Here is a 17995-nt window from a genome sequence, read left to right on the forward strand (position 1 = left end):
GTACCTATTCTTTCGAATAGATAGCCCTACACATTTGATTTGTCTAAAAACTTTGTTCAGTTTTCAAAGATCTACTTTTTTAATTGCCAATTGACAACCATTTAATTATATTTAATATTCCAGAAAAAGTCAACTACTTTTTTTAAATTCTCAATTACCATTAAATAATAATTTTGACAACTAAATTAGTTTAGCAATTTTATTATACAATGTCAATCATTTATTCAAATTTATTTCTATTAATTGTATATTAAAAACCATATTGAATATTCTAGTAATTCCAAAAATCTGATTTTTAGAACTATTTCAAAATTCAATATGGTTTTTTAGTCTTATCTGCTCTCTAAGTATTTAAAGTTTACTTTTCATCCAATCTTTCTGGGCGTAAGGTTGGGAATAATAGGACATCTCTAATTGAAGGTGCATCTGTCAATAACATAACTAAACGATCAATTCCAATTCCTAGACCGCCTGTCGGTGGCATACCATATTCCATAGCTTCTATATAATCTTCATCAATTCCTTCAGCTTCGTCATTGCCCGCTTGACGTTCTGCTGCTTGTGCCTCAAAACGTTGTCGTTGATCAATCGGATCATTCAATTCAGTAAAAGCATTCGCATACTCATTTCCTAAAATAAATAATTCAAATCTATCAGTAAATCTTGGATCTTTTGCATTTTTCTTAGCAAGTGGTGAAATTTCTACTGGATGACCATAAACAAATGTTGGATTGATAATCTTATCTTCACAAAATTCTTCAAAAAATGCATTAATAATATGACCTACTTGCCAATAAGGTTCATAATGAACATGCTTTTCATCAGCGATTTTTCTTGCTTGCTCTATAGTCATTTTTTGCCAAAAATCAACGCCTGTCATTTCTTTTATCAAATCAACCATGTGAACACGTTTAAATTTAATATTAAAATCTACATCTGCATTTTGATACGTAATTTTTCCATTATCAGTCACCACTTTAGCGGCAGCCTTAAAAATTCCTTCGGTTTCATCCATTACATCTTTGAAGTCAAAATATGCTGCATACGTTTCAAGCATTGTAAATTCTGGATTATGCTTGGTATCAATGCCTTCGTTCCGGAAAACACGACCAATTTCATAGACTCGTTCCATTCCACCAACAATCAAACGTTTTAAATGTAACTCTAATGCAATTCGTAAATACAGCTTTATATCTAAGGCATTATGATGCGTCATAAAGGGACGAGCTGCTGCACCACCTGCTTGATTATGTAAAACTGGTGTTTCAACTTCCAAAAAGTTCTCATTATCTAAATAATTTCGGACCGCTGAAATTATTTTACTCCGTTTTACAAATCTTTCGTAGCTTTCACGATTAGCAATCAAATCTAAGTAACGTTGCCGATAAATTTGCTCGACGTTTTGTAAACCATGAAACTTATCTGGTAAAGGTCGTAATGCTTTTGATAGAAATACCAATTTTGATACTTTAATTGTTAGTTCACCCATATCAGTTTTGATAATTTGTCCAGTAATTCCAAGATGATCACCTAAATCAGAACGTTTGAAGATATGATACATTTCTTCTCCAACTTCATCTTTACGAATATATAGTTGCATGCGGCCAGTTCGATCTTGCAAATCAGCAAAACCTACCTTTCCTTTACCACGTTTTGCAACCATACGTCCTGCGATTGTTACTTCAATCTGTTGATCATTTAATTCTTCTTTTGTCTCATCACCAAATTTTGCATGTAATTGTTCATTCATGTAGTTTCGTTCAAAACGATGGCCAAAAGGATCAATGCCTTCATCGCGTAATTCCTGAAGCTTTTCACGACGTACACGCAATTGATCATTCATGGATTGTTGACTTGTCATTAAATACTTCTCCTCGCTATCAATATTTTATACATTTTTTAGTATATCACAAAATAACTTTAATTTTTGTACGCTTTTAGCGTACTTCGCGTGCTAATGTATCTTCTAAAAATGCATCAAAAATAGATATCATCTCTAGTTCTGTCTCTGCAGAATTAAGTGCTGCTTTAGTCCTTGCAGAACGCGCAATCCCCTTCAAGTAATAAGCTGCTTGTGACCGGAATTCTCGTGGTCCCATTTTTTCACCTTTTACTTTAACAAGACGGTGTAAGTGTTCTTTAGCTACCGTTATTTTTTCTTCTGGCGTTGGTTCTGATAACATCTCTCCGCTTTCAAGGTAATGTAAAGTTTGTTTCACAATCCACGGATTTCCCAAAGCTGCTCTACCAATCATTACAGCGTCTACACCTACTTGATCTAACATAAATTTAGCATCTTGGGGTGTACGAATATCCCCATTTCCAATAAAAGGAATTTTTGTTACTTTTTGGGCAACATTATGCAATAAATCCCAATCTGCATGTCCACTATATAATTGCTTACGTGTCCTACCATGCATTGCTAATGCAGCCGCACCAGCTTCTTGTGCAGCCAAAGCATTCTCAACCGCCAAAATATGATCTTCATCCCATCCGGTCCGCATTTTAACAGTTACTGGCTTATCAATATTAGATGCTACTGCATGTATCATTTCATACACTTTATCAGGATCTAGTAACCATCTTGCCCCTGCATCTGTTTTTGTCACTTTAGGCACAGGGCAGCCCATATTAATATCAATTATATCTGCGCTAGTATTCTCAGCTACAAATTTTGCCGCTTGAACTAGCGTTTCTTTGGTCCCACCAAAGATTTGAACACTGACTGGATGTTCTGTTGGATCAACAAACAACATTCCTAATGTTTTTTTATTTCTAAATTCAATTCCTTTATCCGAAATCATCTCACATACAACTAAACCTGCGCCAAATTCTTTACAAATCAAGCGAAATGCGACATTTGTGACCCCAGCCATTGGTGCTACAACTACCTGATTAGGGATTGTGATGTCTGCAATTTTCCACTCCATTTTTTCACCTCATTAATTATTTTATTAAGTCTGACTTTTCTCACTCGTAGCATAATAACACATTTCATTTATAAATAAAAACACTTATGCTTTGGAACGTTGCACGATTTCTTTTAGCTCTTCTTCACTAAAGTTGTATTTATTGCCACAAAAGTGGCAAATTGCTTGAGCTCCATGATCCTGAGCTATCATTTCTTCAATATCTCCTACTGGTAAAGTCGCCAAAATTTGGGCAAAACGCTTTTTAGAACAATCACACTTATAAATAAACTTTTCTTTACTTAAAAACTTTATGTTTTTTTCAGTAAAAATTTCTTTCAAAATATCTTCTGGTGCTTTTTTCTTGCGCATTATTGTTGAGATAGGTTCCATATTTTGTAAACGTTTTTCGAGCTTGTTCAATATTTCATCTTGTGCACCTGGTAGCACTTGAATCATGAAACCTCCAGCTGTTTCAATACTATTGTCTTCATTAACAAAAACTGATAGTCCTACTGCTGACGGAATTTGTTCAGATTTTGCTAAATAGTAAGTGAAATCTTCACCTAATTCTCCTGACACTAAATCAACTTGTCCAGTAAAAGGTTCCTTTAAACCTAAATCTTTTGTTACAGATAAAAAGCCAGTCGTTCCAACTGCACCTTTCACATCTATTTTATGATTATTGTTGAGAGGCAAATGAATATGTGGATGTTGGATATATCCTTTTACTTCTCCTTTATAATTTGCATCTACTACTATTCCACCTACAGGTCCATCTCCGTTAATTCGAACCGTCATTTTTCCTTCATCTTTTAGTGACGCTGCAGATAACAGAATTGTCCCAACTAACGTTCTACCTAAGGCTGCTGAAGCTGCGCTCCACGTATCTTGTTTTTTTTGTGCTTCTCGAACTATCTGAGTTGCATCGACTGCATACGCTCTTAACTGTCCTTCATATACCAGACTCTTTACTAAATAATCTGCCATGTTATCCCTCTTCTCTATTCTCTATTCTCTATTCTCTATTCTCTCAATTATTTTTTACGATATCAATAAGTAACGCACGATGAAATTTCCACCGTGCGTTACTTAAAATATTAATCACCTAAAACTCAACAAGCCTTTTCTCATAAAGATGTAGCTATTATTCGTCTTTATTCTGCTTATCACTGCTATTTTTTGGATAGTAAGTGGTTGTTTGCATATCTTGTTTTTGTTCTTCAGCTTTATCGCCTGAGTTATCATCTTGATTACTTTCTTGCTTTTTTGCAGCTTCTTTACGTTCTAATGCTTCTTTAGATTCTTCAAAAGTTGCCGCTTTTTCACTTGGAAATTCATCATTAGCTTTAACAGGCATTTTTCCTGTATTGTATAAACTTAAAATTTGTTTTTCATCTAAAGTTTCATACTCTAATAATGCTTCAGCAATAATCTTATGTTGTTTACGATTAGCTTCAATGATTTCTTTAGCCTTTTGCATTCCTTCATCAGAAATACGTTTAACTTCTTCATCAATAATATTAGATGTTTGCCCTGAATAAGGAGCATTTCCACCCATTTCGCCAGCCATAATACTTGCATTACCTTCATATTGAACAGGTCCTAACTTAGAACTCATCCCATATTGTGTAACCATTGCCCGCGCTAATTGGGTTGCTTGTTGGAAATCATTTGAAGCACCTGAAGATTTCTGGTTAAAAATAATTTCTTCCGCAGCACGTCCACCCATTAAACCTGCTACTTGATCTTCCATATTCTTCTTTGAAAGTAACATTTGATCTTCTTTAGGTAACATGATAGCATATCCGCCAGCACGTCCGCGCGGTACAATAGTTACCTTATGTACAACACGAGCGTCATTTAATACTAAGCCTACAATTGTATGACCGGCTTCATGGTAAGCAACTGTCTCACGTTCTGTCTTACTGATAACACGATCACGTTTTGCTGGACCAGCGATAACGCGATCTTCTGCTTCATCTAAATCAGAAGAATCAATTTTCTTCTTATCACGACGAGCTGCTAATAAGGCCGCTTCATTTAACAGGTTCTCAAGATCAGCCCCTACAAATCCAGGCGTTTGTTTTGCAATCATCTTTAAATCGACATCTTTAGCTAATGGTTTGTTCCGTGCATGAACCTTTAAAATAGCCTCACGTCCCTTAACATCTGGACGACCAACTAAGATTTTACGGTCAAAACGTCCTGGACGTAATAACGCAGGATCTAAAACATCTGAACGGTTTGTTGCGGCCATAACAATAACACCTTCATCGCCTTCAAAACCATCCATTTCAACTAACATTTGGTTCAACGTTTGTTCACGTTCATCATGTCCACCGCCCATGCCGTTTCCACGACGACGACCAACAGCATCAATTTCATCAATAAAGATGATAGATGGTGCATTCTTTTTCGCATTTTCAAATAAGTCACGAACACGACTAGCACCAACACCGACAAACATCTCAACGAAATCAGAACCAGAAATCGAGAAGAAAGGTACCCCTGCTTCACCAGCTACAGCTTTAGCCAACAATGTTTTACCTGTACCAGGAGGCCCTTCAAGTAAGACACCAGAAGGAATACGTGCACCTAAAGCTAAGAATTTACGTGGATCACGTAAAAATTCAACAACTTCAACTAATTCCTGTTTTTCTTCTTCTGCACCCGCAACATCAGAAAAGCGAATCCGATTATTTTTCTTATCAACAGGTTTAGCTTTGGACTTGCCAAAATTCATAACTCGTCCGCTTCCGCCACCACCTTGACCGGCTTGGCCCATCATGATATAGAAGAAAATAACAATAAAAACTATAGGTAACAAGGAGACAAGTAACTGAATCCAAATGCTGCTTGATTCTTCCTCTTTAGTATTGTTTTTAATATTGTTTTTGGTAGCATATTTTTCAACTGTTTTAATAACAGTATCATTTGTTAAAACGTTACTTGTAAATCCACTGACCTTCGTGGTTGAAGCAGATAATCCTGCAAGCCCTGAAGAAGTCTTTGTTTTTTTAGCTTTGCGATAAGTACCTGTTATTTTATAGGTACTACCTGACGGTTGAATTGTGAAACTCTTGACATTATTCGTTTTCAATTCTTTGATAAATTGACTAGATTGAATTTCTTGAGTTGTTGAACTCTCCTTACTACCAAAGAAGTAGTACACCATTCCCATAAATCCAAGAAAAATCACAATATAAAATAGACTATTGCGTAACAGTCCATTTTTTTTGTTATTCATAGATTTCCTCCTCATTTACTCTTAAACAAAAAGTTTAATCATTGTAGACTATGATAGCATATTTGACTTTTATTGACTATTAATTTGGACTATTATTTATTTTCATAAACTTCGGGTTTTAAAATTCCCACATATGGCAAGTTTCGATACCTACCTGCATAATCCAATCCATATCCAACTACAAATTCATTTGGAACCTCAAAGCCAACGTAATCAGGAACAACACCTTTAACTCTTCTTTCAGGTTTATCCAGCAATGTACAAATCTTAACTGACTTTGCTTTGCGATGATGTAATAAGTCAGCTAAGCGTTCCAATGTCCGACCAGTATCAATAATATCCTCAACAATCAAAACATTGCGTCCTTCAACTGGCGTGTCTAAATCTTTGATAATTTTAACCTCACCGGTTGATTTTGTTCCATCTCCATAACTAGAAACATCCATAAAATCCATTTCACAATATGTTTTTATTTCGCGTGCAAGATCAGCCATGAATAAGACGGCACCCTTTAAAACACAAATCACTATCGGATTTTTATCTATATATTCTTCAGTAATTTGCTTACCTAGTTTTTCGGTAACAGCTTGAATTTCTTCGCGACTGTATAGTACTTTTTCGATATCATTATTCATTTCGTATCCTCTTTCCAAGTTTAACTTCTATGAACTACTATGTATTGAATTTTAGCATTTACAGACGCGTGTGACAAATTAGACTTTTTCAAATTAATAATCCAATAAATATTTTGCAATGCATCTGCAACTACCCAATACTCATTTCTTTGTTCAGTTGGTATTTTAGCATCAATCAATACTTTTTTGACTTTTTGTTTTCCAATACTTGTTAAAAGTCGATCTCCTGCCATTCGATGCCTAATCAGCAACTTAGTTTGCGGAAGTTGATTTAATTCTAAAATATCATCTTTTTCAGTTGCTTTAAATGTTTCAGACTTAAATAGTCCTATTTTACTGCCATCAGATAGCGTAATCCATTTATCAACATCAAGCTTATATTCAACTTTACTTACTTTTGTTTTTTGTGGTATCATTTCTAGCTTAAAAATTTGATACCTTTTCACCAAAAATAATTCAGATGCTAACTGTATTCTTCCTTGTGGTTTTGAATTATTTGCTAATAGTTTTACACATTCATGTATCTGCCTATAATTTAAAGTTACTTCTTTATTTCGGATAAGTTCTTTTAATATCAGTTTTTGCAAATATATTGGCACATTTCTCCACTTGTTTAATGAATAGTCTTTTGTTCCCTGAATCCGCAAGTTTCCAAGTTCATTTTGAACTAAATATTGGGTTGCTAAAGCCATATCATTCAGTTGCTCACTATAGCTTTGGATATGTTGTAAAACTTCCTTATTTTCATCCTTAAGCATTGGTACAAAATGGTGTCTTAGTCTATTTCTCTGAAAAGCATCACTTGAATTTGTTTCGTCTTCATAATATAACACGTTATGCTGCTTAGCATATATTCTTAATTGTTCTTTACTAATTCCTAATAAAGGCCGAATAAGCTTCCATTTGGTTTCAAAAGGCCGACACATTCTAATCCCGATTAGCTGTTCTAGTTCACCACCGCGAATTAGTTTCATTAAAAAAGTTTCTGCTTGATCATCACCATGATGCGCTGTCAATAAGTACATAATATCTTCTCGTTGCATAATTTTTGCAAAAAAAGTATAGCGCATCTCACGTGCTTTAGCTTCTACCCCTGTCATTGGATGCATGTCCGTTGTCCAAGTATAACAAAATAAAGGTAAATTCCGTTTATCACAGTATTGTTTAATGAACTTTGTTTCCCTTTTGCTTTGTGCACGCAAACAATGGTCTACATAGGCTACATTTATTTGAGGCCGCTCTTTTTCAGGAAGCTTCTGTAACATATCAAGTAATACCATTGAATCACAACCTGTAGAAACAGCTACTAGGATTTTTTTATGCGCTAGATTCAACTGTGACCATTTTTCTCTAAAACTATGCATTTTTCTACCTCTATTTTATTCATTAAAAAAGCAAATCAAATTTCTAATTAAAATTTGGTCTGCTTCTTTACACTATTCAAATTAACTAGTTGCGTCTTCCACCGCGACCACCACGTTTGCCTTCTGTATTTCTCTTTAAAGAAGTTAATCGATCTTCGCTTTCTTTCAAAAACCCGGCCATTAAGGAGTCAAAATCTTTTTTCTTATTTTCATTGTTACTACGTTTTGGGTTATTAAAAGAGTGACTTTTACTGTTATTATGATTTGCTCCAGTATAATTACTCTTTTTTTCATGATACTCTTTATGTCCATTACCTTGGCCATCATTTTGATGATGATAATGGTCGTTTTTTTGTGTATTTTTTTCAGATTTATCCATTGCTTTACGGATAGACAAGGCAATTTTGCCATCTTCTCCGATAGAGATAACCTTGACAGTTGTTTCATCTCCAACTGATAGCACATCATGAATATCTTTAACAAATCCATCTGAAACTTCACTAATATGAACTAATCCTGTTTTTTTATTGCCTAAATCAACAAACGCTCCAAATTTAGTAATTCCTGAAATTTTCCCAGTAACCTTAGCTCCTACTTCTACTGACATAAAAAAGTTTTTCCTCCTCAAAATTGTCTACATGGACAGTATAACACGTCAAAATAAAGATTTATACTGATAAATTTAATTTGAGTCATAAAAATTTAATTGTTAGCATCATCAGGTAAAAGATAAATTGTTTCTCCATTTTTAGAGTAGAAATATTTTGCACGAATTAGCTTTTGCAAATAGTCCGAATCCTTTAATTGTTCAATTTGTTGTTGCAATTCAGTATTCTTTGTTTGGTCTTTTTTCAATTGGCGTTTTGCTACCACCGTTTCTTGCCTAATTTCACGAATCTGTAAACGTGCTTGGACTACCCTAACTATTCCATAACAAATAATTAAACCACAAATAATACTGCCCCAAAAACGAATTCTTTTATGGCGACGTTCAAATTTAAGTTGAAGTGTGTGTTGTTTTGATTGGCGTTGTTTTCTATGAAAATATTCATTATCCAAAACTTTGATTTTAGATTTATTTTCTGCCATCTCGCTTCTCCTTTTATTTCCTAAATATACACAATTTTCCATTATATAAAACTAAAAATTCTAGCTAGCAAATCGTTATATTTGCATATTAAAAGCGATAATCTTCTTTATACTCTTCATTGAGAATCTCATACAAGTCATAAGCCTCATCTTTTTTAGTTGTATCTTTTAGCATTGTGACTTTTAATGTCGTTGTTTTATTGCCAAATTTAATAACAATCTGATCTCCCACGCTAACATCTGTTGAAGATTTTGCTATTTTGTCATTTATTGAAATTCTACCTTGATCCGCTATTTCCTTAGCTACCGTTCTTCTTTTAATGATACGAGAAACCTTCAAAAATTTGTCTAAGCGCATATTCTATCTCCTTTTTTGCCCTATCAAGTTTCCCCAAAAACGTAATAATTTTTTCCCGCCGGGGATTGTTAGCCATTCACGAATGGTAAAAGTTTTGGTTAAAACTGCACAGATAATAAATACAAAACCTCCAACAGTGATTCCGCATAATGTAATTACAAGTTCATCAAAACGACCACTAAACAAGTAGTGTTGCAGTATTTTAACAGTTAACTTTGTACTTATAGCCATGATACTAATTGTTATACCTAATTTTACCATAAAATTGTTGTTGCTAACTAATCCCTTGATTAACGAAGGCAATGAACTACTAATTACAATCTGAGCAACTAATAAACTTAGAACTGTTGCAATACTTGCTCCAGCAATTCCATAATGATAAATAAGCTGTGTATTAACACCCACTTTTACAACAATTGCACAAACTAACCCAATAATCGTTATCTTAAATTGATTCAGGCTCTGCAAAATGGATGTATACGTACTTACTAATGTTATCAATATGATGCTTAGCATATATATACTAATTGTTCCACTTAATGCAGCATTGCCAAATAAAACAGTATTTATTTCTGGCATTAAAACAATTAATCCTACCGTAGCTGCGCATCCAAGTCCTACACTTACATGCATGAAAGCACGAGCTGTTTTACGAAATTCATTTAATCTATGCGTCTGCAGCGTTTCTGTTAAAGATGGTAATAACGTTGATGAAAAACTTACAGCTACCACCATTCCTAATTGCACTAACGGTTGCGCTCTATCATAAGTTCCTTTGATATCCTTAGCTTGACTAGAATTTAAACCTATATCTTGAAGTGCTTGTTTTACAGTAAACGAATCCACTAATTGTAATAGCACCATCAACGAAGCAAATAGGCATATTATAAAACCTTCTGTAATCAAACGCTTGGCCAAAGTTAGTACATCGATGTCGACGTGAACCGTTTTTGTGTGAATAAAATCACGCATATAAAAGCGGACAAAACTTAAACTAGCACAAAATGCACCAAAAGTAGCACCACTCATTGCCCACGCTCCCATATGATAATATGTCCAATGGCGCTGAGTAAATAACCAAGCAGCAACAATAATTACAATAACACGTACTAACTGCTCTGAAACTTGTGAAATTGCCGTTGGAACCATGTTAAACACGCCTTGGTAATAACCACGACCAACAGCTAATATTGGCATAAATAAAAACATCCAAGCAACACTATTAATTAATTCAACTAATGAAGCATCACCCATTGAATTAGCAATAGCTGGTCCAAACATACGTAACATAACAAAAATCAATACTGCAAAACAGCTTAATATAAAAAATAAATAACGACTAAGTGTGATCTTTTGTTCCTTTGTTTGTTGTTCTGCTATCAATTTTGAAATAAACATTGGAAAACCACTCAAGGCAAACGTCATTCCTATCCCATAGATAGGATAGATTTGTTGATATACGTAAAACCCTGTATTTCCAACAATATTTTCAAATGGAATCCTGTAAAATGCACTCAATATTTTAGCAATTAATGACGCTACTGATAAAATAAGTGCTCCTTTCATTGCAGTTTTCATACGAAAATTTTTCTTCATTCATTACTTACCTTTTCTTTTTTTGCCGTTCTAGCATGCATCTGATCAAAGAGAACTTTAGTCAATATTTGTAATTGCTCAATAATATCTTGTTTTGACATTGTAGGCTGAACTGTAAGATCTATCTGCATACATTCATCTTTTATTCCCAGCGTTGCCGGAAATGTTGTTTGAGCAACTGCACGTAGCAATTCTTTTGCTGGTAATTGACTTGTTGTTTTTTTAGATAACTGTACTACTATTTTATTACCATTTTGCTTAATGCGGTTAATTAATGCAAAATCTGCATATAATTTTAATAAACCTATTTCAAGTAAATTAGCAACCTCTTGTGGATAATCTCCAAAACGATCAATTAAGTCTGCTTGAACTTCTCTGTACTGCTCTATATTCTCAAATTGACGAATACGCTTGTAGATTTCAATTTTCTGTCGCTGATCCTCAATATATTCAGCTGGTAAATACGCTTCAATATCCAAGTTAATTTCCGTATCACTCTTAGCCTGAATCTTCTTTCCTTGTTTTCTAGCAACTGCTTCATTAAGCATTTGTGTATATAAATCGTATCCGACAGAATCTATAAAGCCATGTTGTTGTTTACCTAAAATATTGCCAGCTCCTCGAATTGACAAATCTCTCATTGCAATCTTAAAACCTGAGCCTAATTCAGTAAAGTCTTTTATGGCTTCTAATCTTTTTTCGCTAACTTCTGTTAAAACCTTATCTGGTTGATACATGAAATAAGCGTATGCAACCCTATTTGAGCGACCGACACGTCCCCGCAATTGATAAAGCTGAGCCAATCCCATATGATCCGCTTCTTCTACAAACAAAGTATTTGCATTTGGAATATCAACCCCAGTTTCAATAATTGTTGTTGTAACTAGTACGTCGTATTCACCTGCAATAAAGTCTATCAAGATGCGCTCTAATTGAACTTCGCTCATCCGTCCATGAATATAAGCAACTCTTGCCTCAGGCACTAAACTATGCAATTCATTGACCACTCTTTCAATATCGTCAATTCGATTATGCAAATAAAATGTTTGTCCCCCTCTTGCCATTTCTCTTCTAATACCATCAACAATCACACCAAAGTTCTGTTCTAAAACATACGTCTGAATTGGGTATCTATTCATTGGCGCTGTTTCAATCACCGATAAATCACGTACTCCTAGCATAGAAAGATTTAATGTACGTGGAATTGGCGTTGCGGTTAATGTTAATACATCAACTGTTGCTTTTAACTCTTTCAAGCGTTCCTTATGCTTAACTCCAAAGCGCTGTTCTTCATCAACAATTAACAACCCTAAATCGGCAAACTTAATATCTTTTGATAATAAGCGATGCGTCCCAACAATAATATCAATCAATCCAAGACGTAAATCTTGCAATATCTTATCAACTTGCTTTTTAGTACTAAAACGAGATAGTACACCGATACTGACCGGAAAATTATCAAACCTTGTCATTAAAGTATCATAATGCTGTTGGGCTAATACAGTTGTAGGTGCTAAAAATGCAACTTGTTTACCATCTTGTATGGCTTTAAACGCTGCTCGCAATGCTACTTCAGTTTTTCCAAAACCAACATCACCAATTAAAAGCCGATCCATTGGTCGACTTAGTTCCATATCGTGTTTAATTTCCTTTGCACTACGTAATTGATCTGGTGTTTCTGTATATGGAAAGGCATCTTCAAATTCTTTTTGATATGCATCATCTAGCGAAAAGGCAAACCCTTTTTCTGATTCACGTTTGGCATATAAATCAACTAAATCATCTGCAATATCTTCAATTTTACTAGCAACTTTTTTCTTAGTTTTAAGCCACTTATCGTTACTTAAATTATTAATCCGTGGTGTTTTAGACTCTGAAGAAACGTATTTTTGAATCCTATTTAATTGAGTAACCGGAATAAATAGTTTTGCATCATCCGCATACAATAAAGTCATATAATCCTGATGCTTGCCATCAATTTTCATTGTTTCCATGCCCAAGTATTGTCCAATACCATGATTTACATGAACAACAAAGTCACCCTTTTTTAAATCTGTGTAACTTTTAAGTCGTTGTGTGTTACTCATAGTTTGTCTTTGTGCCTGTCGTTTTGTTGCTTGCGCAAATAGTTCATGCTCAGTTAGTACAATAATATGGCCTTGTGCTAATTCAAAACCTGTTTTTAAAGCACCTTTTGCTACTTGGATAACATTTTTTTGCAATGAGTTAGATGTTGTTAAAATTGCAGGAATAGAAAAATCATCTAACATCCGTGTAACTTTATCAATTCGTTCTTGTTCTGGTACTAAAATAATTACGGTTTGCTGCTGCTTTTTCCATCGATCTGCCTCTGTTTTTAAAAGTGGCATTTGACCAAAAAAGCGCTGAACTGAGCGTGCTTTTATATCAAGTTTTTGACTAAAACGCAATCCACCCATTCCTTTGCTAAATGGAGCAAGAAATACTTGTTTTTGTAGACAATTCTTTATTATTGGTTGAATTTCTTTGCTCCAGACAATTTCAGGAAACAATTCATTTTTTTCAAGTTTGTTTACTAACCAATTTTGATCATCCAGTACTAAATCTTGTTCTTTTTCTAAAATTCGCGCATAGTCATCTACCACAACTAAACTATCATCAACTAAATAATTAAGAATCCCATCTTGTTTAGGATAGATATACTCGGCAAAAGGCAGATGTTTAGCGACTAGTTCACCGTTATTCCACAAAGAAATTACTTCCTGGATTTTTTTCTCTAAATTAAGTCGGTCATCTTTTTTTATTAACGATTGTTTTTCTTGATAGAAAGTTTTGCTAATTAGTTCACTAGCATTTTGAAGTTGCTCTTTGGATGCAATAAAATCTGTTGCTGGAGATATTGTTACTTTTTCTATATTCTCTATACTTTTTTGACTAGCCGTATTAAAAGTACGCAACGAATCAATTTCTGTATCAAATAAATCAATCCGGACCGGATTATCCATATTCAGCGGATAGATATCCAATATAGACCCACGAACAGCAAAATCGCCTGGTCGATCGACTAATTTTTGGCGAATATACCCCATACTAACAAGGTTTTTTTCTACAGAGCCTAAATCAATTTCTTTCCCTAAATTAAATGTCAGCTGATACTTCGACCAATCTTGTGGGTTAGGTAAAATTCGTCTCAATCCACTTGTTGTGGTTAAAATGATTTTATGCTTTTTTTCTACTAAAGCATTTAGTGCACAAATACGTTGTTCTTTAAAATCTGGGGAACTTGTAGAAATTTCAGCTGCTAAAATTTCTTCCACTGGAAATTGACAAATTTCTTGTGGGCTAATTAAATTTTCCAAATCATCAGCTAATTGCTGCATGTGGTAAAGGTCATTTGTTATAATTAAAAGAGGTTCCTTTCTTTGCTTAAACAAACCTGCTAACAACACAGTCTTTGCTGAACCAACTAATCCAGTTAACAAATGTCTATGTCCTTGCTGACTTAGTTGTGTCGACCATTCAGCGATAGGAGATTGTTTGAACAAAGTTTCTATTAAATCCATTAACTACATTACTCCTTACTGTTGTGATTAAAATTATTCATTGTTTGCATAAAATCATTTTTTTCTATCCAATACTCCAGTGCTTTTAAAGCTTGATCTGCAGCGTTATTAAAAGCAATTTTTTGTTCATTATTGAACCTTGACAACACCCAATCAACTACACTCATTTTTTTAGGATGGTCAATTCCGATTTTTAATCGTTTAAATTGTTGTGTACCTAAATGAGCAATTATACTTTTAATTCCATTATGGCCACCAGCAGAACCCTTTTGCCGCAACCTTAGCTTCCCCACTTCTAAATCCATATCATCATGAACTACTATTATATTGTCGACTGGTATCTCAAAATAATCCATCAATGGACGAACTGCACGCCCAGACTCGTTCATATATGTTAATGGTTTAACTAATAAAATTTTTTCATTATTAATGAAAGTAGTTGCTATCAGTGCATCAAATTTCTGTTTATCAAATTCCACACCTTGTTGCTTTGCGAAGCGATCAACAATCATAAAACCAACATTATGTCTTGTCTCATCATACTTTCTACCTATATTACCTAATCCGACAATCATTTTCATTACTCTATGTTTCCTTTCAACTTTCATTATAAATTTTTATGTGGCAACTTTATATTAACAACACAAAAAGTGCTGGGACACTGTTGTCTCAGACAGATACGTTTGTAATTTTTACTAGTATAACATACTTTCAGAAAACATAATCAAAATTAAGCTGGTTCTGTTTTTGAATAAAAGGTCACAAACATTAGAAAGTAAGGGTTTTCAGTGATTTAAAATTAGTGAAAACTCATACAAATTTTCTTGAAACATGCTATAATGTGTTTGTATCAATTTAGTTTTCTTATGAAAGGATGAAGAACTGTGTCAAAAACACAAAATCATCAAAAAGTTATTTTAGTCGGCGATGGTGCCGTAGGTTCTAGTTTTGCTTATGCAATGGCTTTACAAGGTATTGCTGAAGAATTTGGTATTGTCGATGTTGTTAAAGCTCGTACAGAAGGTGACGCTTTAGATTTAGCTGATGCTACTGCTTTATCATATCCAAAGAAAATTTATTCTGCTGAATACTCAGACTGTAAAGATGCTGATTTAGTTGTCATTACAGCTGGTGCACCTCAAAAACCAGGTGAAACTCGTCTTGATTTAGTTAACAAAAACTTGAAGATCCTATCTTCAATCGTTAAACCAATTGTTGACTCTGGTTTTAGTGGTATTTTCTTAGTTGCAGCTAACCCTGTTGATATTTTAACATATGCAACATGGAAATTATCTGGCTTCCCTAAAAACAAAGTTATCGGTTCAGGTACATCATTAGATACTTCTCGTTTACGTGTAGCACTTGGAGATCTAATGGGTGTCCACGATCCTCGTTCAGTCCATGCTTATATCATGGGTGAACATGGTGATTCAGAATTTGCTGCTTACTCAGCTGCAACTGTTGGTGGTCTTCCAGTTTTAGATTGGGCAGAAAAGAACAATGTTTCGATGGATACATTGGCTAAACTTGAAGATGATGTTCGTAACAAAGCTTATGAAATCATTAACAAGAAAGGTGCAACATTCTACGGTGTTGCTACAGCCTTAGCTCGTATTTCTCGTGCTATTTTACGTGATGAAGATGCTGTTTTACCAGTTTCTGCATACATGGAAGGTCAATATGGATTAAACGATGTTTATATTGGCACACCTGCTGTTGTTAATGGTTCAGGTCTTGAATCAATTCTTGAAGTTCCTTTAAACGATGAAGAATCAGCTAAGATGACAGCATCTGCTAAAACTTTAAAAGAAGTTCTTACAGATGGTTTGAAATCTTTAGAACAAAATAAATAATTATTTTTAATCAGTTAGAAAAAGTCCAGGAATCAAAAAATCCTAGGCTTTTTTTCTGTCCAATCACATAATTTTTTATCCTTATTTAAATATAAAGCAGCCCCTCTGTATTATTAACTTTTCAATGTTAATTGCCTATTTTAATTTTATTAACTAACTCAAATCAATTTAAACTTAACTTATCATTTTTTATACTTAATCCTTATTTCTGAACCAACTTTGCTATTGCTTACACTGAACTACTAATGCTACAATAAATTAGGAAACACTTAGAAAAATACTTTATGAGGAGCCTTTATTATGCTATTAAAAACTCTAGTTAAACCTAAACAAGTTTTAACAACCATTCGTGAGGATGTTACTTTAGAAGAGGCTTTGCGTATCCTTGAAGAATCAGGTTACAGATGTGTTCCTATTTTAGATAAATCTGGTAAAATTTTCCGCGGAAATATCTATAAAATGCACATTTATCGTCACAAATCAAGAGGTGGCGATATGCAGCTACCGGTAACACACTTATTAAAAAATGCAACTAAATTTATCTCTATAAATTCAGCTTTTTTCAATGTATTCTTTTCAATTCGTGATTTACCGTTTATCGCTGTTCTTGATGACAATAATTATTTTTATGGTATTTTAACTCACAATCGTTTACTTGAAATGTTATCTCAATCTTGGAATTTCAATATTGGAAGCTATGTCCTAACTGTAATCTCATCAGGAGAACGTGGCGATTTAGTAGAGATGTCTAAAATTATCACTAAATACACTTCTATTGCTAGTTGTATAACGCTCGACGTTCAAGCAGGTGAGCTTGTTCATCGAACACTATTTACATTACCTTCTGACGTAACACCTAATAAGTTAGAAAGAATTGTCGCTAACTTAGAAAGACATAATTTTAGAGTTCCTGAAATTGAAGATTTACAAGCTTAAAAATTTGTTGCACCACTTTATTTTAAAAAGTATCCCCAAATCATCACATCTGATTTGGGGATACTTTGTTTTTTATCATCTATTACTATGTATATTGGCTAACCCAACACTTATCTTTAGTGCTTCGTCAACCTTTACCATTATGTCAACATCTGTATGTGTTATCCTATCTTTTAAACGCTGTTTATCAATTGTTCTAACTTGCTCAAGCAAAACAACTGAATCTTTTTCTAAACCATTTTTACTTGCTTTCAAACCTACATGGGTTGGCATTTTAGGTTTTGATATTCGAGATGTAATTGCAGCAATAATTACAGTTGGACTGAATTTATTGCCTATATTATTCTGCACAACTAGTACAGGTCTCATTCCACCTTGTTCCGAACCCACAACAGGAGATAAATCGGCATAAAAAATATCACCGCGCTTTATTTCCTCTTCTGCCATCGGATTCCTCTTTTCC

Annotated in this window: 15 protein-coding genes; 2 read left to right on the forward strand and 13 right to left on the reverse strand. The window is 34.1% G+C overall.

The window, feature by feature from the left end; all coding sequences use genetic code 11:
* Positions 1-358: 358 nt before the first annotated feature.
* The 12 genes from lysS to pth all read right to left on the reverse strand — a co-directional run bounded on the left by lysS (position 359) and on the right by pth (position 15324).
* Complete coding sequence (lysS, locus tag LB941_RS05625; RefSeq protein WP_253360214.1) at positions 359-1861, reverse strand: lysine--tRNA ligase; 1503 nt, start codon at positions 1859-1861, stop codon at positions 359-361.
* A gap of 76 nt (positions 1862-1937) precedes the next feature.
* Positions 1938-2930, reverse strand: a complete 993-nt coding sequence (dusB, locus tag LB941_RS05630; protein ID WP_253360216.1) for a tRNA dihydrouridine synthase DusB — start codon at positions 2928-2930, stop codon at positions 1938-1940.
* A gap of 84 nt (positions 2931-3014) precedes the next feature.
* Positions 3015-3899 carry an Hsp33 family molecular chaperone HslO gene (hslO, locus tag LB941_RS05635; RefSeq protein WP_253360219.1) on the reverse strand — a complete coding sequence of 295 codons (885 nt, stop codon included), beginning with the start codon at positions 3897-3899 and terminating at the stop codon, positions 3015-3017.
* Positions 3900-4056: 157 nt separating this feature from the next.
* Positions 4057-6159 carry an ATP-dependent zinc metalloprotease FtsH gene (gene ftsH, locus LB941_RS05640; RefSeq protein ID WP_253360221.1) on the reverse strand — a complete coding sequence of 701 codons (2103 nt, stop codon included), beginning with the start codon at positions 6157-6159 and terminating at the stop codon, positions 4057-4059.
* 92 nt (positions 6160-6251) lie between these two features.
* Positions 6252-6794 (reverse strand): hypoxanthine phosphoribosyltransferase, encoded by a 543-nt coding sequence (gene hpt, locus LB941_RS05645; protein WP_253360223.1) that lies wholly within the window; start codon positions 6792-6794, stop codon positions 6252-6254.
* 20 nt (positions 6795-6814) lie between these two features.
* Complete coding sequence (tilS, locus tag LB941_RS05650; RefSeq protein ID WP_253360225.1) at positions 6815-8158, reverse strand: tRNA lysidine(34) synthetase TilS; 1344 nt, start codon at positions 8156-8158, stop codon at positions 6815-6817.
* A gap of 85 nt (positions 8159-8243) precedes the next feature.
* Positions 8244-8765, reverse strand: coding sequence for a S1 domain-containing RNA-binding protein (locus tag LB941_RS05655; RefSeq protein WP_253360227.1), 522 nt, complete (start codon positions 8763-8765; stop codon positions 8244-8246).
* A 95-nt stretch (positions 8766-8860) separates the two neighbouring features.
* The gene (locus LB941_RS05660; protein ID WP_253360229.1) at positions 8861-9247 is read right to left on the reverse strand and encodes an FtsB family cell division protein; all 387 of its coding nucleotides are present in this window, start codon (positions 9245-9247) and stop codon (positions 8861-8863) included.
* A gap of 88 nt (positions 9248-9335) precedes the next feature.
* Entirely contained in the window at positions 9336-9605 is a 270-nt protein-coding gene (locus LB941_RS05665; RefSeq protein WP_253360231.1) for an RNA-binding S4 domain-containing protein, read from the reverse strand.
* 3 nt (positions 9606-9608) lie between these two features.
* On the reverse strand, positions 9609-11201 hold the full coding sequence (locus LB941_RS05670) for a putative polysaccharide biosynthesis protein (RefSeq protein ID WP_253360233.1): 1593 nt from the start codon (positions 11199-11201) through the stop codon (positions 9609-9611).
* Positions 11198-14743, reverse strand: coding sequence for a transcription-repair coupling factor (gene mfd, locus LB941_RS05675; protein WP_253360235.1), 3546 nt, complete (start codon positions 14741-14743; stop codon positions 11198-11200). The genes LB941_RS05670 and mfd overlap by 4 nt, the downstream gene beginning before the upstream one ends.
* A gap of 8 nt (positions 14744-14751) precedes the next feature.
* Positions 14752-15324 carry an aminoacyl-tRNA hydrolase gene (gene pth, locus LB941_RS05680; protein WP_253360237.1) on the reverse strand — a complete coding sequence of 191 codons (573 nt, stop codon included), beginning with the start codon at positions 15322-15324 and terminating at the stop codon, positions 14752-14754.
* Between the two features lie 303 nt (positions 15325-15627).
* On the opposite strand from pth, the gene LB941_RS05685 reads away from it, so the two are divergent.
* The gene (locus tag LB941_RS05685; RefSeq protein ID WP_253360238.1) at positions 15628-16596 is read left to right on the forward strand and encodes an L-lactate dehydrogenase; all 969 of its coding nucleotides are present in this window, start codon (positions 15628-15630) and stop codon (positions 16594-16596) included.
* Positions 16597-16896: 300 nt separating this feature from the next.
* Positions 16897-17532: a cyclic di-AMP binding protein CbpA gene (gene cbpA, locus LB941_RS05690; RefSeq protein WP_253360239.1), complete on the forward strand. Its 636-nt coding sequence runs from the start codon at positions 16897-16899 to the stop codon at positions 17530-17532.
* A gap of 75 nt (positions 17533-17607) precedes the next feature.
* Here the strand turns inward: cbpA and LB941_RS05695 are convergent, their stop codons facing one another.
* The gene (locus LB941_RS05695) at positions 17608-17979 is read right to left on the reverse strand and encodes a type II toxin-antitoxin system PemK/MazF family toxin (protein WP_253360240.1); all 372 of its coding nucleotides are present in this window, start codon (positions 17977-17979) and stop codon (positions 17608-17610) included.
* Positions 17980-17995: the final 16 nt, after the last annotated feature.

It is taken from the genome of Ligilactobacillus ubinensis, assembly GCF_024160875.1.
GTDB classification, from domain to species: domain Bacteria; phylum Bacillota; class Bacilli; order Lactobacillales; family Lactobacillaceae; genus Ligilactobacillus; species Ligilactobacillus ubinensis.

Coding starts and splice junctions, on each gene's coding strand:
- LB941_RS05655 (WP_253360227.1), bottom strand. CDS start 8,765: ATGTCAGTAGAAGTAGGAGCTAAGGTTACTGGGAAAATTTCAGGAATT.
- pth (WP_253360237.1), bottom strand. CDS start 15,324: ATGAAAATGATTGTCGGATTAGGTAATATAGGTAGAAAGTATGATGAG.
- hslO (WP_253360219.1), bottom strand. CDS start 3,899: ATGGCAGATTATTTAGTAAAGAGTCTGGTATATGAAGGACAGTTAAGA.
- mfd (WP_253360235.1), bottom strand. CDS start 14,743: ATGGATTTAATAGAAACTTTGTTCAAACAATCTCCTATCGCTGAATGG.
- ftsH (WP_253360221.1), bottom strand. CDS start 6,159: ATGAATAACAAAAAAAATGGACTGTTACGCAATAGTCTATTTTATATT.
- dusB (WP_253360216.1), bottom strand. CDS start 2,930: ATGGAGTGGAAAATTGCAGACATCACAATCCCTAATCAGGTAGTTGTA.
- hpt (WP_253360223.1), bottom strand. CDS start 6,794: ATGAATAATGATATCGAAAAAGTACTATACAGTCGCGAAGAAATTCAA.
- lysS (WP_253360214.1), bottom strand. CDS start 1,861: ATGACAAGTCAACAATCCATGAATGATCAATTGCGTGTACGTCGTGAA.
- LB941_RS05665 (WP_253360231.1), bottom strand. CDS start 9,605: ATGCGCTTAGACAAATTTTTGAAGGTTTCTCGTATCATTAAAAGAAGA.
- LB941_RS05695 (WP_253360240.1), bottom strand. CDS start 17,979: ATGGCAGAAGAGGAAATAAAGCGCGGTGATATTTTTTATGCCGATTTA.
- LB941_RS05660 (WP_253360229.1), bottom strand. CDS start 9,247: ATGGCAGAAAATAAATCTAAAATCAAAGTTTTGGATAATGAATATTTT.
- LB941_RS05670 (WP_253360233.1), bottom strand. CDS start 11,201: ATGAAGAAAAATTTTCGTATGAAAACTGCAATGAAAGGAGCACTTATT.
- tilS (WP_253360225.1), bottom strand. CDS start 8,158: ATGCATAGTTTTAGAGAAAAATGGTCACAGTTGAATCTAGCGCATAAA.
- cbpA (WP_253360239.1), top strand. CDS start 16,897: ATGCTATTAAAAACTCTAGTTAAACCTAAACAAGTTTTAACAACCATT.